The following is a 21,748-nucleotide window of genomic DNA, read 5'->3' as shown; positions in this document are numbered from 1 at the left end:
GGGCTTTTCAGATATTTTTTTGGGATAATTATATTTGTGCAGATGCGGTCGGAAGTAAAATTTCAAAGGTTGTTCCTTCCGAAGATGTTTTTGCCACGGAGATTGTGCCTCCATGATTTTTGATGATGCCGTAGGCCATGGAAAGCCCTAATCCTGTCCCGGTATCCAGCCCTTTTGTTGTAAAGAAAGGATCAAAGACACGTGGAACATCCTTCTTCAGGATGCCGGAACCGTTATCACTGAAGAGAATGCGAACCATGGTTGTTTCTTTTTTGAATTCTGTAGTTACATTGATCTTATTCTGTGATGGATCAGTACGGTAGTATAGTGCGTCCCGGGCATTTGTCAGAATATTGATAAAAACCTGCTCCAATTCTCTGTTGTTACCCATAATCGAAGGCAGCTGAGTGTGAAATTCTGTGTCAAAATTAATATTCAAAGATTCAAATTGATGAGTCAGCAGAGAGTATGAAGAATTAATGACATCGTTTACATTCAGAGGATGCTTCAAGGTGTCGGACTGACGGGAAAATTGTCCGAGATGGTCAATTACTTCTGATATTCTTTGGGTATTTTGCTCTATAGTTTTAATGGACTCGTTTAAGCCGTAATCAGTCTCTAAAACAGTTATTTCTCTACGCATCATGTAGAGGTTGTTCTTTATGACTGTAAGTGGATGATGGATTTCTTGAGTAATTCCAGCAGCCATTTGACCTATGGATGCCATTTTTGCTGATTGTACCAGCTGGGCTTGGGTTTCAGCCAGATCTTGGGCCATTGTTTTCAAGCTGTCAGCGAGTATCCCGATTTCTCCCTCACTTTTATTAATCTCTGCTGTATAATCCCCGTGTCCGATTTTAGTTACGGCCCGTACAAGGTTGTTAATCGGGTTTAAAATGGAACTGAATGTTATAATTGAAGCAAATAATATTGTGCAAACGAGTAATGTCAGTAAGATAATAGCTATAGTTTGGAAGTTTTTGAAAGTTATACGTAATAGGTCATGTGTTTCATCCATTTCTTTTTGTTCATCTTGAATTTGATTATCTATGATAGCTCGTAATTCATTGTCGTAAGCAGAATGGATACTTTCTTTAAATAGAACTAGAGATTTGTTAAAGGTATTTGTTTGAATTGCTTTAACTATGTTTTCAGATTCACGTATGATATTGTAAGAAATTTTGTATATTTTGTTTACAGTGTCAATTTCTTTTCTTTCACTAATTAATTTTGCGTCATTATGAGTAGATATGTGCTCGATTTCATCTTGTGTAGCTGTTTTCAGCTTCTGTAGATCCTCTTTGAGATTATTTTTTGCAGTATTGAATTCATCCAATTCAAAATTATTTTTTAGTATTATAAAGTCTGCTACTTCTTTCAACATAAGGCTGGATGAAGATTTAATGCTTTTTAAAAGCCGAAGCTGCTGCTGAGAGTATACAGCCCTTTCATTTTCTACTTGCAGTGAATTAGCTGTGAAAATTGTTGTGAAGCCCATTAGAACACTGGCAACAAAAATCGAACCGAAGGCAAAAAAGAAATATTTTTTAAGACTCATTTTAGCACTGGGTATATTTAGTTGTGATTAAAGAGACAGTTAGTGTGTAGTAGTGTGCGTTATGTTTGTAGGAAGTAGGAATTTAATATCTCGTTATTTAGAAAATGAAAATATAAAAAGGGGCGTTGCCGAAAACTAATTAAAAACAAAAGCGGAGAATCTCGAAGACCCTCCGCTTTTGTTAATGGTAATGTGAAATGTAGATTTTACAGATTTAACGGTTGCAATCCATCCAGCTTTTCTGATTCCTTGTTGCCCAGATATTTCAGAGTCGCGTAAATTCCGGCAAGAATGGCGATGGCGATTCCGGCGTAAACAGGATTTCTGCCTTCTGCGATCTGGTAGAACAGTGTCGCTACGGACCAGCCCAGAGCGGTGCAGTACATTGCCATAACACCGGAGTAGAAGCCGCCCATTTCCTGTCTGGTTGCCCCGATTACCGCAAGGCAGGGGAAGTACATGAGTACGAAGAGCAGGTATGCAAATGCGGAGTAGACGGTGAAGTTCGCTGCAAGGTGCTTGTATACTGAGGCATCAGCGCCGATTTCTTCGGATACGGTTGCACTGTCTTCGCTTATCAGTCCGATTCCGAGCAGGTCAACGGAAGTAACAACACCAACAAGACCGTCAACTACAGTACCAAATGCTTCGTTAACTGCTCCGCCGATATCGAGTCCGCCTTCTTCCTCTCCACCCTCAGGGGATTCAGCAGCAGCGGTGTCATCCATGGATGCGTAAAGTGAGTTTACAGTACCTACGATTGCTTCTTTGGCGAAGAGTCCGGTGAACAGTGCAACGGATGCAGGCCAGTTTTCTTCCTCAATGCCCATGGGCTTGAACACAGGGGAGATGGATTTTCCGGCAATGGAAAGCACGGAATTCTGCGAATCTTCGTTGCCGAAGGTCAGCTTACCGTTATCGAGACCGACAGAGTTCAGCATGGAGAGCACGAACACAGCGGTTACAACGATAACACCTGCACGCTTAACAAAACCTTTCATACGAAGCCATGCGCTTTTGAAAACAGCACTGATTCTGGGAATGTGATAGAGGGGCAGGTCCATTACAAAGTGGGACGGAGAGCCTTTAAAAAGTGTGTTTTTCAGGAGGAATCCGGTGAAAATTGCCATTGCAAGACCTGAGAGATAGATCAGGAATACAGCCAGACCTGAATATGCACCGAAGAGAGCTACGCAGAAGAGAGCGTAAACAGGCAGGCGTGCACCGCAGGACATGAACGGAGCCATGAAAATAGTCATGAAACGGTCACGCTTGGAAGTCAGGGTTCTAGCGGACATAACCGCAGGAACGGTGCAGCCGAAGCCGACAACCATGGGGATAAATGCAGAACCGGGCAGGCCGATCTTGCGCATGAAACGGTCTGCGACAACTGCGACGCGGGCCATATAACCGAAGTCTTCAAGTATTGCCAGTGCGAGGAACATGAAGAATACAACCGGGATAAAGGTGGCAACTGTCTGGATACCCGCGCCGATACCTCCGAGGGTCACAGTTACCCACTCAGGTGCGCCGATTTTATCCAGCAGATCCGCAGGAATATCGATGAAAATTAGTCCGGCCATGATGTCAAAGAAGTCGATGAATACGGATCCGAGACCGATTGCAAACCAGAAGGTCAGGAACATGGAAATAAGAAACACGGGAATAGCCGCGAACTTGTTCATGACAATGTTATCGACCTTGTTGGTGAAGTTTTGGCTGCGGTCTTTTTTTTCCTTGAGGACCTTGCTGTAAATGGAATCGATGTAGTTGTACTTTTCAACTGTATCCATCACTTCCTGACGGGTGGGGTGAGAGTCGTGTGCCGGGAGTTTCTGAGATTCCATTGCAAGGGCTGCAACAGCTTTTTCAACAGAATTCTTGTCAACGGCAATCACCGGAATTACCGCGATACCAAGCTCTTTGCTGAGTTTTCTTACATCAATATCAATGCCTTCACTTTCAGCCACATCAAGCATGTTAAGCAGGATAATGATCTGGTCCGTGCGTTCCTTGAGGTCCATGGTCAGAAACAGGTTGCGGGAAAGGTTTGTTGCATCCACAACGTTTACGATCATGTCGTATTCACCGCTGCGGATTACACGTTCTGCAACTTTCTGGTCTTCGGTATCAGGGCTCAGGTTGTATGTCCCGGGGAGGTCTACAAGCTCAACCTTGGTACCGGCAAGTGAAAATGTACCTTCAATTTTTTCTACCGTAACTCCGGGCCAGTTACCGACTTTCTGGCGTGCTCCGGTAAGGGCGTTGAAAAGTGTTGTTTTACCGCTGTTGGGTACACCTGCTATGGCAATTCTTTCTATCTTATGCATGACTAGAGTTCCTCCACCTTGATCTGGTCTGCTTCATTTCTACGTAAGGCCACGCGACTGCCACGAATTTCAAAGATCATTGGATCGGAAATTTTGATCGGGGCGAGGGTGATCTGGGTGCCTTCGACAAAACCCATTTTACGCAGTTTCTGAGCGTAAGCAGAAGTTTCCGCTTCAAAACCGAGAACAGCGTAGGTGCGTCCTTCAAGTATCCTGGAAAGATTGATGTTTTTAGTCATTTGTTGTCTCCGTTTATGAATGACTTTTATATGGGTGTGCGATTTAGAGGTTGAAAATCATTGTCAATTGAAATTCTGACTATACAAGTATGAAATGTGCGTCAAGAAGAAAATGAAATTAATTTTCAATTAGATGTAGGAAGATGTCTGTAGGACTCAAGATTAAACATTGCATCACATTACCTAATTGAGATGACGATTGATAATCAAAGTCGATTAATATCTATGTTTAGAAGTTATGAAGGTCAAGAAGAAAATGAAAATTGTTTTCAATTGAGCGTATGCTAAGAGTAAGTCTTGAAGTGAGTATTTCAATTGCAAAAAGTCTGCTTTGTCATCAAGCTTGCGAAAGCTGCTTAAAGTTTTTATTATATAAAGCGATGCAGGACTCACAGGGAGTTTTGCTTCAAGGATAGAGAAGGGTGGGCGACCTGATCGGCAGGTCGTCCTCCCTTCTTTTGTTTTTAAGCACTTGCACAACAACCCGGCATGCTTATATAATTGAATGATAAGTTAACATAAACTCGGCGCCTGCCGGAGGCACAATATGCATGAAGTCAGTATGGGTGGAACATTGCGCGATTACTTGAGTGGCGAAGAGATAGACGAGACCACTTACGAGGAATTCCGACAGGCTCTGGCAAAGCTGCTGGTGGAAGAGTTTGGCTATCCCAAGGATTCCCTGAAAGCCAAGATCGACCTTTGTTTTGATGTAGACGGCGAGGAAATGTGCCGCACCATGGATCTTGTAATACATGATAAAGAAGGCCTGCCTATTATGCTGGTTATGTTCTGTGCCGGGGATGTGGGCAGCTATGAGCGTGAAGCAGTCTGTGCTGGAAAGCTCTTTCAGGGGGGACCAGTTCCGTATGTTGTTATTTCCGATTCCATGGATGCTTTTTTGCTGGATGCTATTTCCGGTAAAACATTGGCCCACGGCATGAAGTCTGTGCCCAGCTACGAAGAATTGCTCAAGATGACTGCCGATTATAAACGCGAACCGCTTCCGGCAGAGAAACGGGCCAAGATTGAGCGTATTTTTTATGCCTATACCGGATTCCTGCAGGGCACATGTTGCAGTGAGTCATGCTCCTTGCCGCCGAAAAAATAAGGTTGAATAAGTTTAAATTGAAACAGGCCGCAACGTTAAACGCTGCGGCCTGTTTTTTGTGCAAACTTGCTAAGTTATCTAAAGCAGCCCATGCCGCTTCATAAATTCTCGGATCATACAGTTAATTTCCTGTGGGCGTTCAAGCATCAGAAAATGTCCGGGACCATAAAAAAGTGCGTATTCTACGCCCTTGAACATAGATTCAAGCATCTCTTTCTGATTTGGTGGTAAGCCTTCGGACATGGCATAGATAGCCATAGTTGGCAGTTCCTGCTGCGGTAGATTCCACGTTTCCTTGACCAGAAAATTCGTCATGGATGAAGTGCGAACTTTTGCAGGTGTTGCCAGCATGTTATTTTTTATGTCTATCTTAAGGCTCTCAGGAGTCATTCTGCCGTGCAATGAATCAATGAAATCTATTGTGAATTTTTCTGAATCAGGACCGATAAATCCTTGGCGAAATCCTTGATCTATTTCTTTGTTCCAGAATTCCAGTTCTGCTTCTGTCTTCGGATAAGGAAGCAGGGCACCATCAACGATTATTAAACCATTCACCTTATCTGGATGAATATGGGCAACCCAGCGGATGACCGAAGCTCCCATGCTGTGTCCGCCCAGAGTTGCGGATTTAATTCCGGCGTAGTTCATTACTGTCGCAACAGCTTCAGCAAATAGTTTTTGGGTATATGGTCCCTCAATCTGTCCACTTTTACCATGTCCGGGAAGGTCTATGGCTATAACGCGTATGTTTTTGGATAGCTCTGCAATCTGGGGATTCCAAAAGCTCGTATCACAAGCCCAGCCGTGGACAAGCACAATGCTCGTATCGCCTTTGCCTGTATCTGTATAATGCAGTGTCGAACCTTTGAAAGGAATGCTTACGGATTCGGCAAAGCCGGGTGTCGAAAGCATGAATAGGAAAAATGAGAATAATATTGCCAGTCTTGTCTTAGACATGTTGTCTCCTTTTTGTGTTTGAGAGATTAACATGAACTATTATGTCATAGATAGGTCAAGCATCAAAAAGAGAGGTCGAATATTGCTTGTGTCTGCCTATCAGCTTCAAAATCTTACATTCTCTCCGGCTACTAAGGGATTACTCTCCTTTTCGTAAAACACTTCAGGAGTCCATGTTACGTTTTTCTTGATTATCTTTGCGGGATTTCCGGCAGCGAGGCACTGCGAGGGGATTTCTTTACTGAGAACTGTCCGGGCTCCAAGTATTGAATCGCGTCCAACTGTTGCTCCTTTCAAGAGCACTGCTTCATAGCCGATCCAGACATGGTTTGCGATATTTATATCCCGGCCATGGTTGATGCGTTTACCTGTCGTAGCATCAACAATTGAGTGGGCATCGCCGGTCCAGGCGTGCACACCATAACTTATGAGACAATCCTCTCCGATAACAATTTTGGTGCCGACCTCAAATGAAATTATCTCCGCTTCAACTATTGTGGTTCGTGCTCCTATCGCGATGAGACCGGCTCCATGGATAAGACGTAAAAGACCTGCACTCATTTGAACATCCCTGCCTACAAAAAGGCGATGACGATCACCACGCAAAACGATTTTCACTGATCCCAGTTGAGCGCTGGGGTTGATTTTGATTATGTTGTCATTTCCAATAATGTCTATGCTCGCGTTAGATATGCTTGAACTCTCATACTCAAGAGAATTTCTATCTCCACAGATATTAACATTGTCATTGCTTTGCATTGAATCGCCGATTTGCCTTGTTATGCGTTAGCCTTTCAGGGGCAGGAGATGAACGATTTCTAGGACAATAAGTTTTGTCTATTTATAAGCCGTCTGTATCAATTTTAATATTAATACGTCAAACTGTTAGTTTTTTTATTTATTTTATTGAACTGTGAATCTTTCAAATACCATTCATCACACCCAGAGAGCAATGTAAGCCTTCAAGTTTTTAATTTGTCAGTATATTACAACGCAAAAAAAAGGTGTAACTCACGTAGGTTACACCCTTTTTATTTAATATTTTCAGCAGACTTAGATATTGGCCCAACAAAGCTTCAGGTGCTCTTTGTTCATCTTCGGTGTGATCAGTGCCACTCCGATAGCCAGAGCCATTGAGACTGGCAGGGCGACTACGTTGGGGTCAACCCATTGCAGCAACCAGATCCATGAGCCTTTGGCAGCGGATGAAACAAGAGTATCCATTCCGGTCAGGGATTTGCAGAGTCCTATGGCTGTGGCTTCCTTGGCGTGCACGAACAGCAGCCAGAACATGGAAGCACTGAACCCGCCTACCATGGACACTTTTGCGGCTTTCTTGGTCATGCCTTTCCAGTACAGCCCCAGCAGATAAATGGGAAGGAAGGATGCAGCGCAGAGCCCGAAGAAGAAGGCTGTTGCGCGGGCAATGATGGACGGAGGCAGAACCCATGCCCAGAGAATGGCAGCAAGCAGGGTGATGGCGACACCGATCTTGGTTATTTTGACTGATTTTTCAGCCGGAACATTTACGAATCTTTCAAAGAAGTCGCGTCCCAGCGCAGTCCCGCCCACATGATATTGTGAGGAAAGAGTGGACATCCCGGCTGCAAGCATTGCCAGCAGGAACAGGGCCGAGAACCATGGAGGCATCATCTGTTCGATGAACATGGGGATGATCTTATCCATGTTTCCACCGGCGACAGCAATAGATATTTTACCTACCGATTTATAGAAAATCGCGTTGGAAAGGGCTCCGGTAAGGAAGGCTACCCCGGTCATGAGCGGAATGAATATTCCACCGTAAAGAACTGCGCGGTTCAGCTCGCGGTCGGAGGGGACGGTCATGAAACGCACGGCCAGCTGCGGCTGTGCCAGTACGCCTATCCCTACGCCGTAAACAATTGTGGTGTAGATCACCAACCAGAGCGGGGTTCCGAATTTAGCTCCCTGCGTCCAACCGATCATACCACCTTTCTGGAGCTTGGCAGGCATGAGGTTGACCATGTCGGTCAGGGCCTGATGTGCTTCAGTTACGCCTCCAAGCATTGCATAGGTGGAGATGATGAGGATGATCATCATAACGGCCATGATCAGCCCCTGAAAAGCATCAGTGTACATAACAGCTTTCATGCCGCCGGTGATAACATATCCAGCCAAGATGAAACTGATTACCAGCAGTGCGGTGTCGTAGGGAATGCCGAATGAAATTTCCATCATGCGTGAAATACCGATCAAAACCGCTGCAGCGTATACCGGTATAAACAGGAAGATTACTCCACCTGCGAAACCTTGAATGAATTTTGAGTTGTATCTACGGCCCAGCAGTTCCGGGAAAGTGTGGCTTTCAAGGGCCAGTCCCATGCGTCTGGTGCGTTTACCGAAAAAGACCATGGCGATGAGTACTCCGACTACGATGGTGGCAAGGGTCAGCCAGAGCAGGGGGAATCCGAAAAGTCCTGCAGCTCCGCCAAAACCGATGATAGCTGATGTGGATACAAAGGTAGCGCCGTAGGACATCGCCATGATGAAAGGGTTCATCTGCCGTCCGGCGAGCATGTAGTCAGTAGATTTTTTGGTGGATTGCCAGCCTTTGAAGCCGAGATAGAAAATTACGAAAAGATAGATGCATGTAATGACGATCTTGGTAACCATTACTTATCACCTTTCCCTTTTACATCCACATTCAGTGCTGTGGCATCAGGTTTGCCCCTTTTGTTCCAGTTCAGGATTCCATAAGCCACACATCCAAGCGAAGAGAGAATACAGAGCCAGAAGACTGCTGCAATCTCTACGCTTCCAAGTCCTAACATCATTTGAAGCCTCCAGATTTCAAAATTGGTTAAATTTGTAAAAATGCAGTGCTTAGCTGAAATTACGAAGTTTTTTGAGAGGGGCAGGCGTTTTGTGGAAACCCGGGGCAGGAAAGAAAAAAGGCCGCGGGCTGGTTGCCTGCGGCCTGGGAGAAAACTCTTTCAACTATCGCTTACGCGAGTGAACACCTCCAGACCACAGGGCTGGTAAAGCTAAAAAAGTTAAAAAAGAAAAATAGAGCTTTGTTGGTGTTCATAGGGGAGTTTCTACAGTAAGCATTTACTTACTGTCAACCTGTTTGTGTTAGAATAAGGCTTCAGTTGGTTTGATCTTTAGATCAAAAAAAACAAAATTAGCAAAAAAAAGATGAAAATTTCTTGTGATTTTTTAAAAAGATGTGTGGACTTAGTCGGTTAGTGGTGGAATAAAGGAGTTGAAAATTTATTTGGATGTTAATTTCATATCAACTGCTTAAGGCCGATTAGGAGGCTGTGCATGGAAATTTTGGAACTGGTCAAAAACAGGGACCCCAATGAACGTGAATTCCATCAGGCTGTGAGTGAGGTTGTTGAATCCATCAAGCCTGTTCTTGACCGCAATCCCGAATACCGCAGTGCCGGGATTATGGAAAGGATTGTCGAGCCGGAACGGGTAATCATGTTTCGTGTGCCGTGGGCTGACGATGACGGCGATGTGCACGTCAACCGCGGATTCCGCATTGAAATGAACAGTGCCATCGGTCCGTACAAGGGCGGTTTACGTTTTCACCCTTCGGTTAACCTCGGTATTCTCAAATTTCTGGCCTTTGAACAGGTCTTCAAGAATGCTCTTACCTCTCTGCCTATGGGCGGCGGCAAGGGCGGTTCCGACTTTGATCCCAAGGGTAAGTCGGACATGGAAGTGATGCGTTTCTGCCAGAGCTTCATGCTTGAGCTTTCCCGGCACATCGGTCCGGACACCGACATCCCTGCTGGAGATATCGGGGTTGGTGCCCGTGAGATCGGTTACCTTTTCGGTATGTACAAAAAGATCCGCAACGAATTCACAGGTGTGCTAACAGGTAAGGGACTCAACTGGGGCGGCAGTCTGATCAGGCCGGAAGCAACCGGGTACGGTTCAGTTTATTTTGCCGCTGAAATGCTTAATGCTAAGGGGCAGACTTTTGAGGGTAAGACAGCTCTTGTTTCCGGTTCCGGTAACGTTGCGCAGTTTACCATGGAAAAGCTGCTTGAACTCGGCTGTACCCCGGTAACTTTCTCGGATTCATCCGGTTATATTTACGATGAAAAGGGCGTTGATCGTGAGAAGCTTGATTACATCATGCAGCTCAAGAATGTGCGCCGCGGCAGGGTTAAGGAATACGCTGAAAAATATCCCGAAGCAGTCTACATCCCGGTTGATCCTGATCTGGATTACAATCCTCTTTGGAATCATAAGGCTGACTGTGCATTCCCCTCTGCCACCCAGAACGAGATCAACGGCAAGGATGCGTCTAATCTTGTAGCCAACGGTGTGCGTGTGGTCTCCGAAGGCGCGAATATGCCGACAATGCCTGAAGGTATCGATATTTTCCTTGATGCCGGAATGCTCTATGGTCCGGGTAAGGCTGCCAACGCAGGCGGTGTCTCTGTTTCTGGTCTCGAAATGAGTCAGAACAGCATGCGCCTCAATTGGCCCCGTGAGGAAGTCGACAATCGCCTTAAGCACATTATGCATAATATTCATAAGTCATGCATGGAAACTGCCGAGCATTACGGAACTCCGTTTAACTATGTGAACGGTGCCAACATTGCAGGTTTCGTGAAAGTTGCACAGGCCATGTTAGATCAGGGTGTTGTGTAAAACAGTTTCATATTATATTGTAATATAACGAATCTGACCAAAAAGGCGGACCGCGATGATTTCGCTGTCCGCCTTTTTTGAATTTATTCAATTGCGGGGCATTCCATGGAAGAGAAAATGAGATTTCTGGGCGGGCAAAGCCGCAAGTTCAGTCTTTATCACGACCTTATGCAGATCAAGGTCAGGGATATTCTGTTGATTTCCAGTCCTTATGATGCATGGGTCATGGAAGAAGACAGCCGTATTTCCGAACGTATTGTCAGTGAATATCGCGGACTGAATTTGAGCCGTCCCCCGCGTCTTACATGGGTTTCAAATATTGAAGAGGCTCTGGAATTGCTTGATGTGCGTTTTTTTGACCTTGTCATCATCATGCCTCACCTGACCAATATGGATTGCTGCGATATGGGGCGGCGCATCAAGGATAAAATTCCGGGCATTCCTGTGGCAATGCTGGCTCACAAGCAGCTTGCCGTTGCCGATGAAGTTTTTTGTGACGGCACGGATCGTCAGTTTGTCTGGTCCGGAGATGCAGAATTGTTGGTGGCTATGGTCAAGAATCTCGAAGACCTGCTCAATGTGGAGCATGATACCTCCGAGGTCGGGATCAGGGTAATCATTGTTGTGGAGGATTCCCCGCGCTATCTGGCTTCATTTTTGCCTATTCTTTATAAAGAACTGGTGCGCCAGACTCAGGCGGTGCTTGAAGAAGGCTTGAACTCCGAACACCGTCTGTTGACCATGAGGGCGCGCCCCAAGATATTAACAGCCCGCACTTATGAAGAGGCCATGGTTCTTTTTGAGAAGTATGAGCCGTATATTCTGGGTGTGATCTCAGATGTCCGCTTCCCGCGCATGGGCATTCTGGACGGTAATTCCGGAATAGAACTGCTCAAGAGCATTAAAGAACGCCGTGATGATATCCCCTTGCTGCTGGCCAGTAATGAGCCGGAAAACAAGGAACGCGCCGAGGCTGTCCCGGCTTGCTTTGTGGATAAGAATTCACCGGATTTAATGTCCGAGGTCCGTAAGTTTGTAATGGAGCATCTGGGGTTCGGAGATTTTATTTTTCGTGATCTGGGAGATCATGAGGTGGCAAGGGCTTCCAGTCTTTATTCTCTGGAAAAAACACTTCGTAAAATTCCGAAAGATATTTTTATGCAGCATTGCCAGCGTAATGATTTTTCCCGCTGGTTTTATGCCCGTACCGAAATTGCCTTGGCAAATACTCTCCGTCCTCTGCGCGAGGATGATTTCCCGGATGTGGAAACCCATCGCGAACATATGCTTACCCTGATCAGGGAAAGGCGTATGCTGCGTCAACAGGGAGTCATTGTTTCCTTTAACCCCAAAGATTTTGACCCTGATACTGATTTCCTGAAGATCGGGGCCGGTTCGCTGGGCGGGAAAGCCCGCGGTATGGCTTTCATCTGCTCTATGCTGGCCCGTAACTCATGGTTGCACGATAAGTATAAAGATGTAGTCCTCACCGCACCGCGAACCCTGACTATTGGGACTTCCGGTTTTGATGATTTTATGGAGATGAATGACCTTTCCTATCTCGCCACCACCGATCTTGAAGATAGTAAGGTGGCTGATATTTTCAGGGAGGCTTTCTTTCCCGGCTGGATTGAGGCTCAGTTATGGGCATATTTGAAGGAAGTGAAATATCCGCTTTCCGTACGTTCATCCAGTTTGTTGGAAGATGCTCAGTATCAGGCCTACGCAGGTTTGTATCAAACCTACATGATTCCCAATGACCATTCGGATATTGAACAACGATTAAAGCAGCTCGTTGATGCCGTAAAGCTGGTTTGGGCTTCTACTTATTACAAGGCTCCGAAATCTTTTTCCCAGCGGGTGAACCAGCGTACTGATGAAGAAAAGATGGGGGTAATCATTCAGGAAGTCGCAGGGCAGCAGTACGGTGATTACTATTTTCCGGCTATTTCAGGAGTGGGGCAGTCTTACAACTACTATCCCTTCGGAAAGATGAAGCCTGAACACGGGGTGGCGACGATAGCGCTTGGAATTGGTAAGTCGGTGGTGGACGGAGAGCAATGCATCCGCTTTTCTCCCAAGTACCCGAAGATACTTCCTCAATGCCCGACTTTGCAGGATTCCCTTAAGAATGCCCAGACATCCTTTTACGGGCTTCGTTTGGGAAATGGCGAGGTGTATGACATCCATGGTGATGCTAACCTTGAGAAACTGGATATTGCGGATTTTGAGGATACCGTTCCGGTTCGCAAGCTGGCTTCAACTTATCTGGCAGACGAGGGCAGGATCAGGGATACCGCAGCTATTCCCGGACCCAAGGTTGTCCTCTTTGCCCCGGTGTTGAAACATAAGCTTCTGCCTCTTCCGGGCGTACTTACCGACGTACTCAAGCTTGCTGAAAACGGTATGGGCGGTCCGGTTGAGATGGAATTCTGCATCAATATATTTGATGACGACCGCAAACCGGAATTCAACCTTTTGCAGCTCCGGCCTATGAGCGCCCGCGCCGATCTTAACCGCATTGATATTTCCGATCAGGAATTGAATGAAGCGGTCTGCGTTTCCAGTCATGCTCTGGGTAATGCTGAAAAGGATGATATTGTAGATTTGCTTATTGTCCGCCCTGACTCCTTTGATGTGGCTAAAACACGGCAGATTGCAATGGAAATTTCAGCTATAAACAGTCGTCTTATTAAGCAAAACCGCAAATATCTGCTGGCCGGTCCGGGACGCTGGGGGTCTGCGGACCATTGGCTGGGTATTCCGGTGGAGTGGCCAGATATTTCAAATGTGTCTGCAATTATTGAAACTTCCTGCGATGAACTCAAAGTCGAACCGTCTCAAGGGTCACATTTCTTCCATAATATTACGACGTTGGGTATTAATTATCTGATGGTGCTTGATAAGCCGGGAAATTTTATGAATTGGGAATGGTTCCAGAACCAGCCGACCATTGAAAAAGGTGAATTCATAAGTCATTTACGGCTGCCCGCTCCGGTAATACTCAAAGTTGATGGACGCAGCTCTCAGGGGGTAATCCTTCCGGCTAAGGGAAGTGAAGATTATTGCCTGCTGCGTGAGTGCATTGCGGAATAAATTTCTACTTTACTGAAAACGATTCAAGTCTTAGTTTGCAGTTCATAATTACTAATCAGCAAATAAGACTGGGAAATATATGTTCGATTTTATTGAAGAGGAGCGTGAGGATTGTCTTCTGTTATGTCCTAAAGGTAATTTCAATCACTCCACGGTAGGTCTAATCAGAGACCGTTTGTATAATCATTGTTGTGAGGACGGTTGCCGGATTGTCATGTGTATGAAAGATGTGGATTTTATTGATAGTGCCGGACTTGGAGTGATGGTTCATGCTCACAAATACTGTGATAAGTCTGGCGGGATGATCGTTTATAGTGACATGAATGATATGATCATCAAAAATATGAAGATGCTGACCATGGACCGTTATCTTAATTTCAGCCCTAATATTGATTCAGCTTTGACCAAATTTGATTGGTAGTCTTAAGCTAATTTAATTCTGTAAGTGGACCTGTTCTTTTCAGGTCCGCTTTTTTATTTTCTAAATTTATAACACGTTGTCTTGAATATTGGCATTTATGATGCATTGTTCAAGACATGACTAGCATAAATGACAGTGTAAAACGCATTGGTCTCGGGGCCAATGCCTTGAAGTTAAAGGAAAAGGTAGAGGGGCAAAATTCTGACACTGTGCAGAGTCTCGACTCTGTGATCAATCAGGCTTTTGATGCTCAATTTGATTTTATTGAGCGACGAAAGGGGGAGTTCACCATTTTCGCACCCAAGGGACGGATCAGTAATGCCACTGTGAAGTTCTTCAAGAATAGAATTTATAGCGCAGCGGCTGAACAGGGCTGCAAAATCATTATCAATCTCAGGTATGCAAGCCTGATTGACAGTGTCGGCCTTGGAATGCTCATTAATGCCCACAAAACTGCGGATCAGAAAGGTGGGATGGTCGTTTTTACCGATGTTCCGGAAAGGATTATGAAGAACCTCAAGATGTTATACATGGATAGGTTTCTCAAGTTCGCTCCAGACATGAAGCATGCAGTACGGATGATGGATTGGTAGGCAACTATCATACGTTTTGAGAAACCCCGACTCTAGTTGTTTAGAGTCGGGGTTTTTTGTTGTGTAGTCTTCCGCCCTTTAATCTTTTTTATGTGGGATACCGAGCAATTCGCGTTTGGCTCGCCCGCGTTCGTAGGACCATTTCTGGTACGAATCCATATAGGTGTAGAAGACGGGGGTCAGGTAAAGGGTTACAACTTGTGAGAGAATCAGGCCACCCACAATGGCGAGGCCCATGGGCTGACGGGCCTGTGCTCCGGCACCGAGTCCCAGTGCGATGGGCATGGCTCCGGCAATGGCAGCGATAGTAGTCATCATGATCGGACGGAACCTTTCCAGCGATCCTTTCATTGCTGCTTCAGACGGGGAAAGGTTGTCTTTCTCTTCGGCTTCAAGGGCAAAGTCCACCACCATGATGGCGTTTTTCTTTACGATACCGATAAGCATGATGACCCCGACAATGCCGAACAGGTCGAGGTCCTTGCCGAAGATGGTCAAGGTTAAAAGTCCGCCGATTGCCGCAGACGGCAAGCCGGAAATGATGGTAATGGGATGGATGTAGCTTTCATACAGAATTCCCAGAATCATAAAAATGACAAAGATCGCGATAGCCAGCAGGAAATAAACGCTGGCCATGGATTTCTGGAATTCGTCAGCAGTTCCCTCAAAATTGGAAACCACGGTATCCGGTAGATTGTTCAAGGCCAGCTCATTGATGGACGCAGTGGCGTCACTCAGGGAATAACCCGGAGCAATGTTGAATGAGTAGGTTACCGAGGGCAGCATGCCGGTATGGTTAACCTGCATGGGGCCGGGTTTCTCCTCAAAGCTGGCTAGGTTATCCAGCCTGATCAGGTCTCCGTTTTTGTTGGCGACATGCAGCTTCATAAGGTCGCGTGGGTCGCGCTGGTTGTATGGCAGAACCTGCAGGATTACCCAGTACTGGTCCGTATCTCCGTAAATGGTTGAAACTTTGCGTTCTGAGTATGCTGAATTAAGTGTGTTCTCTATATCGTGAGCGGTGACTCCGTAGTAGGAAGCCTTGTCACGATCTATCTTGACCCAGAGTTCCGGGTTCTGGTCCAGCAGGTCCGAGGTAAGACCGGTCAGAAACGGAATCTGGCGCATCTGCATTTCAAATTTCGGGGCAATTGAAAACAGCTCCTCCTGATCCGGTGCCTGTACTGTGTACTGGTAAAGGTTCTTGGTGGACTTCGCTGTCAGGCGGATCATGGGCGGGTTTTGAATCCAGACCATGATTCCCGGTTCATTGTTCAATTTATACATGAGCTGGCGGGCTACCTCATCCGCGGTCATCTTCCGGTCACCCGGAGATGTCAGCATGGGGAAAACATACCCTTGGTTCTGGATGGGCGCTCCGGCTACGGTGATGACACTTTTTATATTCGGATCAGCCATGAGGATAGGTTCAAGCTTTTTGATATGATCCTTCATGGCATTGTAGGAAATACCCTGTTTGGCCTGTGCAAATCCTTGACAATAGCTCATGTCATCGGTGGGCAGGAACCCCTTGGGAATGACCATGAAAAAGTGAATGGTCGCCAGCAGGATCAGTCCGGCTGCACCCATGGTCCACGCTCGATGACGCATTACAAAATGCAGGGAACGATCATACATGCGCAGCAGGAAATCAAATACCGGATCAGATTCGGACAATTTGCTTCCCGGTTTGAGAATGCGGCTGGCAAGCATGGGGGTCATTGTTAAGGAAACAATGCCCGATGCAAGGATTGCCACGGTAATGGTCATGGCAAATTCATGCAGGATACGCCCGATGATCCCGGACATGTACATGAGCGGAATAAAAACGACCGCCAGCGAGAGGGTCATGGATATGATGGTAAAGGTGATTTGTTTCGCTCCATCCAACGCTGCCTGATAAGGCTTCTTTCCCGTTTCCAGATGGCGGACAATATTTTCGATCATGACTACCGCATCATCGACAACAAATCCTACGGAAAGGGTCAAGGCCAGCAGTGAGAGGGTATCCAGCGAATAGCCCAGAACATACATTATGGCGAAAGTGAAGACGATGGAGACCGGGACTGCCACGGAAGCAATGATGGTAGCGGATAGGTTTTTCAGGAAAAAGAAGATAACGCAGATAACGAAGAATATTGCCAGCAGCAGGGTTACCTGTACATCGTCAACCGCTTCCTTGATGGGTTCGGAACGGTCATAGAGAACCTTCATCTGAATTCCGGCAGGAATCTGGTTGCGGATGGTCGGCAGCATTTCCCTGATGGTTTCGCATACCTCAATCGTATTTGAACCGGGCTGTTTTTTGATGGCGATAACTATACCGCGTTTGCCGTCAATCCATGATCCGGATTTGTCCGACTGTACGGAGTTGATGACTTCACCAACTTCGGAGAGGCGCACGGTCCTGCCGTTTTCCGATTCAAAAATCATCGGCATGAATTCGTCGGCATTCTTTAACTGGCCGGTGGCTTCAATAGTCACCGATTGCATTTTGTTGTCCAGTGTTCCGACCGGCTCCTTTACGTTCTGCTCGGCAATAGCCTGACGGATATCATCAATGTTCATGCCCCGTGCAGCAAGTTTTTCAGGGTTGACGCGTACGCGTACCGCCAGTTTGGATTCCCCGTAAACCTCTACCTTTGAGACTCCGTTGACCATGGAAATGGTGTCGGTCAGGAAGGTGGTTGTGTACTCGTTAACCTTATATAAAGGGAGTGAGTCCGACCAGATTGCCATATACAGCACCGGGTCGTCTGCAGGGTTGAATTTTTCATAGTAGGGCTGTTGCGGCAGGTCAGTGGGCAGATTGCCGCTGGCGCGTGAAATAGCAGCCTGTGTGTCCGAGGCCGCTCCGTCAATGTCGCGGTCAAGGTCGAATTGCAGGGTGATCAGGGTCTGGCCTTGCGAGTTTACGGAACTCATGGAGCGTAGGCCCGGAGTGGAGGTGAATTCTTTTTCCAGCGGTGTCGCTACTGATGAAGCCATTGTGGAGGCGCTGGCTCCGGGCAGGGTGGCTGTAACCTGCAGGGTCGGGAATTCAACCGCAGGCAGGTAACTTACCGGGAGTCGGAGATATCCCACGATTCCGAAAAAGACCATGCCGATGACCACTAGAGAGGTCATGACCGGGCGTTTAATGAAAAGTTCGGTGATATTCATTGTTATTCACCGTTCTTTGATTGAGGTGTTGATGCAGTGGAATTAGTTGTTTTTCCTTTAATCGCAATGGCTGCTCCGGGATAGAGACGTAATTGACCATCCGTAACGATGGTCTCCTTATCCTTTAAGCCGTTACTGATTATGTCCATTTTCCCGGCCCTGCGATCGACCATAACGGGACGCATATCCACGGTATTGTTGCTGTGTGCTATCCAGACAAAATTGCCTTTCGGTCCGGTGCAGGTCGCCTCCATGGGAATATTGATTACATCCTCATCATAAAGTTTAAGGCGGATTTCAACATAGTTGCCGGGCCAGAGGGCTTTGTTAGTGTTGGCAAAGCGCCCCTGCATCCAGATGGTTCCGGTCTTGGTGTCCACGTTATTGTCAATGAAGGTTAGTTCTCCGTTTTCCGGTTTGTCGCGGCCCTCGGTAATGGCGAGTACCTCAAGAGTTTTATTGGCAGAGTATTTTTGAACCTCAGCCAGATATTTTTGCGGCAGGTAGAAATTTACAGCAATGGGAGAAATCTTATTGATGACTACCAGTTCGTCTTTGTTTTCTTCAATAAGGTTGCCCTCGGTAGGTGTTACATAACCGGCAAGACCATCAATAGGTGAGCGTATAAAGCAGTAGTTAAGATCGTTTTTAGCATCGGTCAGCTTTGCTTTGGTCACAGCAATTGCATCGCTGGCTGTTTTCATGTCCAACCGTTTTTCTTCATAGTTTTCTTCACTGACAACTTTGCGTCGTACAAGGTCACGGTAACGGTTGTAGTCTTTCTTGGCTTGTTCATATTTGGTGATGTCAGAAGCAAGTTCAGCTCTAAGCTGACCGATGGAGGCTTCATAAGGAGACGGGTCCATGGTGAAGAGTTGTTGGCCCTTGGTTACATATTGTCCGTCGTTGATAAAAGTTTTACTTAGATATCCGGTTACCCTTGAGCGGACGGTGATAGTGTCCACTGCCTTAACCGTTCCGATTGCAGTCAGGTAATAGGACGTATTCTCCAGCCTAGCTTTTGCGACAGTAACTGGCGCTGGAGGGTATCCGCCTGCGTTTTTCTTTTCATCTTTGCAACCTGCAAGCAGAAGACAAAAAAGAATGGCAATCAATACTATCATAAAGCGGTGAGCTGGATGCATTGAGGTGGTTGTTTTGATCCGTAGCATGGGCAAAATCTCCTTACTGCTGAAATATAATTGATATATAGCCTAATTTATTGCTCCTTAAAAGTCGGTTGGTATTTATTTTTATTTATTTGAAAAAAACACGGATGAATTTATTTGGATAATAACTTGATTTTTGTTCATATTACATGCAGGAAGGGACTGCTTTTTGTGACGAATGTTACAACGTTTATTTTGCCACTTTGAAAATAATATTTAGCTCTTTTTATATATGACTACAGCAAATACTGTGAAAATCGACTATGTTGACGGTGTCCGCTTCAGGAGGGGAGTTGTGGCCGCTGCAAGCAAACTGATAGCTAATTCCCCGCATTTGGATGCTATCAATGTGTTTCCGGTTCCAGATGGTGATACCGGGGCCAATATGGCCGGCACAATGCGCAGCATAGTAAGTTCCACCGGTAAATCTGTGGAGCGCTCCATTGAAAAAATGACCGCCCTTATTGCGGAATCAGCCCTTGACGGTGCAAAAGGTAACTCCGGTGCTATTCTGGCTCAGTTCCTTTGTGGATTCGCTGAGGGTGTGAAAGATATGCCTAAACTTTCTCCCGCAGATTTTGCCCAGGCTGCTTCCATGGCTGCCAAGCGTTCCTGCGAGGCTATTTCTGATCCCAAAGACGGAACTATTCTCAGTGTTATCCGTGATTGGGCTGCCCACCTGCATGCTAATGGCGATAAATATCGCGATTTTCATCATCTGCTTTCCGATTCTCTCGAATACGCGCGGAACTCCGCAAAGTGCACCACTGAAAAATTGGCCGAACTTAAGGCTGCCGGTGTTGTTGACGCCGGAGCTCAGGGCTTTGTTTACCTGCTGGAAGGCATTGTAGACTTGCTGGAGAACGGCAAGATTGAAAAAAGTTTTCTGCCTGATGCTCGCAACTCCAAATCTTTTGCCAATGTTCAGGATAAGGTGGCGGTCGAATCTCTTGATTTCCGCTTTTGCACTGAATTCCTTCTCAAGGGACAGGATATTGATCGTGTCGCTATTCGCGATTCCATCTGCGAAATGGGTGACAGTCTGATTGTTGCCGGGACTCCCTCATCGGTTAAGATTCATATTCATACCAATGATCCAGATGCAGTTGAAGAGATTGTCTGCAATTATGGTGAGGTGGTTAAGCGCAAGGCTGATGATATGCTGGTTCAGCATAAGCGCCTCCTTGCTGACGAGCGCACTGTCGGTATTCTCACCGACAGTACCTGTGACCTTCCTGATGAAGTGCTGAAAGAGTATGACATTCGCGTGGTTCCCATGCGCTTATCCATTGATGAAAATGAATACATCGATCGGGTAACCCTCAGTTCCAGTGAATTTTATAAAATTCTTCCTTCTGCGAAGAGAGCGCTTTCTTCCCAGCCGACTCCCGGCGATATGAAGCGAGCCTACGCCAAGGTTTCTTCTGATTATGAAGACGTTGTTTCTCTGCACGTTGCCAAAGTGCTTAGCGGGACATTTCAAAATGCCCTGACTGTAAGCAGTCCTTTTGACAATGTTTCCGCCATTGACAGTAAAATGCTGACTATCGGTCTCGGTTTGCCTGTTCTTGAAGCTGCCCGTGCAGCCAAGAAGGGTGCTACTGCCGCTGAGGTCCGCAGGATTGCTGATAGGGCGGTGGAGAATGTAAAGATTTTCGTAACAATTGACTGTCTGGATTATGCCGTGCGCGGCGGACGTTTGAGCAAAGGACAGGGGATGATTGCCAAGGCTTTGAATATTAAGCCTATCCTGCAGTTTGCCGGTGAAGGTCATCCTAAGGTTGTTGCCAAGTCCTTTGGTGTTAAGCGTCAGGAAGACGCCTTGATCAAACTGGTCAAGGATAATGCTTACGGACGTGGTAACTTCAGATATGCCATTTCACACGCAGATACTCCCGAGACCGCCGAAAGGTTCAGGCGTGTTCTGAAGGCAGAATTCGGTGCTGAGCCGGAGTTTGTTGTTGAGGCTTCTCCTGTGCTGGGGCTGCACTCCGGTCCCGGAGCATGTGCGGTGGCTTTTCTCACTGACGATTAGCTCCGAAATTTAATACAAGCTGATTCAGCGGGAACAGGTTACACCTGTTCCCGCTTTTTTTGTTTTTTATGGGTGCATGCTGATGTGTTAGATTTATCTATGGGTTATGGAATCGATTGCTCGATCAATCAAAAATTAACAACTATGGCAATTGCTGTTTGGCTGTGTGAACATGTTGGGTTGAGCTCTTTAACACCTGTTTTTAAAGGTTGGGCAGGTTTGTTGGGTGATTTGCTGTTCGTGCGTAAGGGGCTGTAGGGTGATATTTCCTGCATAAATTTTATTAAAAAAGAAAAAAAATATTTGAATTTAATTTTTCCGTAAAAATATTTATCTTTTTTGTATATTTATTTCACATGGGCGATTAAAGATGTTATGTGTTGTCTAAGTCTGAGAAAGCCTGTGGTTGCGCCAAAAGAAGGAA

General features: G+C 46.1%; 15 protein-coding genes. 6 read left to right on the top strand and 9 right to left on the bottom strand.

What is annotated here, in order from left to right; all coding sequences use genetic code 11:
- Positions 1-28: 28 nt before the first annotated feature.
- From ACKU40_RS08100 to ACKU40_RS08090, 3 genes are all read right to left on the bottom strand, one after another.
- A complete protein-coding gene (locus tag ACKU40_RS08100) occupies positions 29-1,558 on the bottom strand; it encodes an ATP-binding protein (RefSeq protein ID WP_320176010.1) in 1,530 nt (509 codons plus the stop codon).
- Between the two features lie 206 nt (positions 1,559-1,764).
- A complete protein-coding gene (feoB, locus tag ACKU40_RS08095; protein ID WP_320176009.1) occupies positions 1,765-3,888 on the bottom strand; it encodes a ferrous iron transport protein B in 2,124 nt (707 codons plus the stop codon).
- A gap of 2 nt (positions 3,889-3,890) precedes the next feature.
- The gene (locus tag ACKU40_RS08090; protein ID WP_320176008.1) at positions 3,891-4,127 is read right to left on the bottom strand and encodes a FeoA family protein; all 237 of its coding nucleotides are present in this window, start codon (positions 4,125-4,127) and stop codon (positions 3,891-3,893) included.
- A gap of 547 nt (positions 4,128-4,674) precedes the next feature.
- Between ACKU40_RS08090 and ACKU40_RS08085 the strand changes: the two genes are divergently transcribed.
- Positions 4,675-5,238, top strand: a complete 564-nt coding sequence (locus ACKU40_RS08085; RefSeq protein ID WP_320176007.1) for a type I restriction enzyme HsdR N-terminal domain-containing protein — start codon at positions 4,675-4,677, stop codon at positions 5,236-5,238.
- A 78-nt stretch (positions 5,239-5,316) separates the two neighbouring features.
- Here the strand turns inward: ACKU40_RS08085 and ACKU40_RS08080 are convergent, their stop codons facing one another.
- From ACKU40_RS08080 to ACKU40_RS08065, 4 genes are all read right to left on the bottom strand, one after another.
- Positions 5,317-6,195 (bottom strand): alpha/beta hydrolase, encoded by an 879-nt coding sequence (locus tag ACKU40_RS08080; RefSeq protein WP_320176006.1) that lies wholly within the window; start codon positions 6,193-6,195, stop codon positions 5,317-5,319.
- A gap of 105 nt (positions 6,196-6,300) precedes the next feature.
- Positions 6,301-6,756: an acyltransferase gene (locus ACKU40_RS08075; protein ID WP_320176005.1), complete on the bottom strand. Its 456-nt coding sequence runs from the start codon at positions 6,754-6,756 to the stop codon at positions 6,301-6,303.
- 492 nt (positions 6,757-7,248) lie between these two features.
- Entirely contained in the window at positions 7,249-8,847 is a 1,599-nt protein-coding gene (locus tag ACKU40_RS08070; RefSeq protein WP_320176004.1) for a sodium:solute symporter family protein, read from the bottom strand.
- On the bottom strand, positions 8,847-9,008 hold the full coding sequence (locus tag ACKU40_RS08065; RefSeq protein ID WP_320176003.1) for a symporter small accessory protein: 162 nt from the start codon (positions 9,006-9,008) through the stop codon (positions 8,847-8,849). The genes ACKU40_RS08070 and ACKU40_RS08065 overlap by 1 nt, the downstream gene beginning before the upstream one ends.
- A gap of 493 nt (positions 9,009-9,501) precedes the next feature.
- Here ACKU40_RS08065 and gdhA point away from each other — a divergent pair, with 493 nt between their 5' ends.
- From gdhA to ACKU40_RS08045, 4 genes are all read left to right on the top strand, one after another.
- The gene (gene gdhA / locus ACKU40_RS08060) at positions 9,502-10,848 is read left to right on the top strand and encodes an NADP-specific glutamate dehydrogenase (RefSeq protein ID WP_320176002.1); all 1,347 of its coding nucleotides are present in this window, start codon (positions 9,502-9,504) and stop codon (positions 10,846-10,848) included.
- A 105-nt stretch (positions 10,849-10,953) separates the two neighbouring features.
- Positions 10,954-13,944 (top strand): PEP/pyruvate-binding domain-containing protein, encoded by a 2,991-nt coding sequence (locus ACKU40_RS08055; protein ID WP_320176001.1) that lies wholly within the window; start codon positions 10,954-10,956, stop codon positions 13,942-13,944.
- A gap of 79 nt (positions 13,945-14,023) precedes the next feature.
- On the top strand, positions 14,024-14,365 hold the full coding sequence (locus ACKU40_RS08050; protein ID WP_320176000.1) for an STAS domain-containing protein: 342 nt from the start codon (positions 14,024-14,026) through the stop codon (positions 14,363-14,365).
- Positions 14,366-14,481: 116 nt separating this feature from the next.
- Positions 14,482-14,958 (top strand): STAS domain-containing protein, encoded by a 477-nt coding sequence (locus tag ACKU40_RS08045; RefSeq protein ID WP_320175999.1) that lies wholly within the window; start codon positions 14,482-14,484, stop codon positions 14,956-14,958.
- 78 nt (positions 14,959-15,036) lie between these two features.
- On the opposite strand, the gene ACKU40_RS08040 is transcribed toward ACKU40_RS08045, so the two are convergent.
- The gene (locus ACKU40_RS08040; RefSeq protein WP_320175998.1) at positions 15,037-18,120 is read right to left on the bottom strand and encodes an efflux RND transporter permease subunit; all 3,084 of its coding nucleotides are present in this window, start codon (positions 18,118-18,120) and stop codon (positions 15,037-15,039) included.
- A 2-nt stretch (positions 18,121-18,122) separates the two neighbouring features.
- A complete protein-coding gene (locus tag ACKU40_RS08035) occupies positions 18,123-19,292 on the bottom strand; it encodes an efflux RND transporter periplasmic adaptor subunit (RefSeq protein WP_320175997.1) in 1,170 nt (389 codons plus the stop codon).
- 292 nt (positions 19,293-19,584) lie between these two features.
- On the opposite strand from ACKU40_RS08035, the gene ACKU40_RS08030 reads away from it, so the two are divergent.
- Positions 19,585-21,324, top strand: coding sequence for a DegV family protein (locus tag ACKU40_RS08030; protein ID WP_320175996.1), 1,740 nt, complete (start codon positions 19,585-19,587; stop codon positions 21,322-21,324).
- Positions 21,325-21,748: the final 424 nt, after the last annotated feature.

This window comes from Maridesulfovibrio sp. (assembly GCF_963666665.1).
In the GTDB taxonomy this organism is placed as follows: domain Bacteria; phylum Desulfobacterota; class Desulfovibrionia; order Desulfovibrionales; family Desulfovibrionaceae; genus Maridesulfovibrio.
The sequence above is the reverse complement of the archived record's forward strand: the minus strand, read 5'-3'. Positions and strand labels throughout refer to the sequence as shown.

Coding starts and splice junctions, on each gene's coding strand:
- ACKU40_RS08090 (WP_320176008.1), bottom strand. CDS start 4,127: ATGACTAAAAACATCAATCTTTCCAGGATACTTGAAGGACGCACCTAC.
- ACKU40_RS08045 (WP_320175999.1), top strand. CDS start 14,482: ATGACTAGCATAAATGACAGTGTAAAACGCATTGGTCTCGGGGCCAAT.
- ACKU40_RS08050 (WP_320176000.1), top strand. CDS start 14,024: ATGTTCGATTTTATTGAAGAGGAGCGTGAGGATTGTCTTCTGTTATGT.
- ACKU40_RS08055 (WP_320176001.1), top strand. CDS start 10,954: ATGGAAGAGAAAATGAGATTTCTGGGCGGGCAAAGCCGCAAGTTCAGT.
- feoB (WP_320176009.1), bottom strand. CDS start 3,888: ATGCATAAGATAGAAAGAATTGCCATAGCAGGTGTACCCAACAGCGGT.
- ACKU40_RS08065 (WP_320176003.1), bottom strand. CDS start 9,008: ATGATGTTAGGACTTGGAAGCGTAGAGATTGCAGCAGTCTTCTGGCTC.
- gdhA (WP_320176002.1), top strand. CDS start 9,502: ATGGAAATTTTGGAACTGGTCAAAAACAGGGACCCCAATGAACGTGAA.
- ACKU40_RS08040 (WP_320175998.1), bottom strand. CDS start 18,120: ATGAATATCACCGAACTTTTCATTAAACGCCCGGTCATGACCTCTCTA.
- ACKU40_RS08080 (WP_320176006.1), bottom strand. CDS start 6,195: ATGTCTAAGACAAGACTGGCAATATTATTCTCATTTTTCCTATTCATG.
- ACKU40_RS08070 (WP_320176004.1), bottom strand. CDS start 8,847: ATGGTTACCAAGATCGTCATTACATGCATCTATCTTTTCGTAATTTTC.
- ACKU40_RS08100 (WP_320176010.1), bottom strand. CDS start 1,558: ATGAGTCTTAAAAAATATTTCTTTTTTGCCTTCGGTTCGATTTTTGTT.
- ACKU40_RS08075 (WP_320176005.1), bottom strand. CDS start 6,756: ATGAGTGCAGGTCTTTTACGTCTTATCCATGGAGCCGGTCTCATCGCG.
- ACKU40_RS08035 (WP_320175997.1), bottom strand. CDS start 19,292: ATGCTACGGATCAAAACAACCACCTCAATGCATCCAGCTCACCGCTTT.
- ACKU40_RS08085 (WP_320176007.1), top strand. CDS start 4,675: ATGCATGAAGTCAGTATGGGTGGAACATTGCGCGATTACTTGAGTGGC.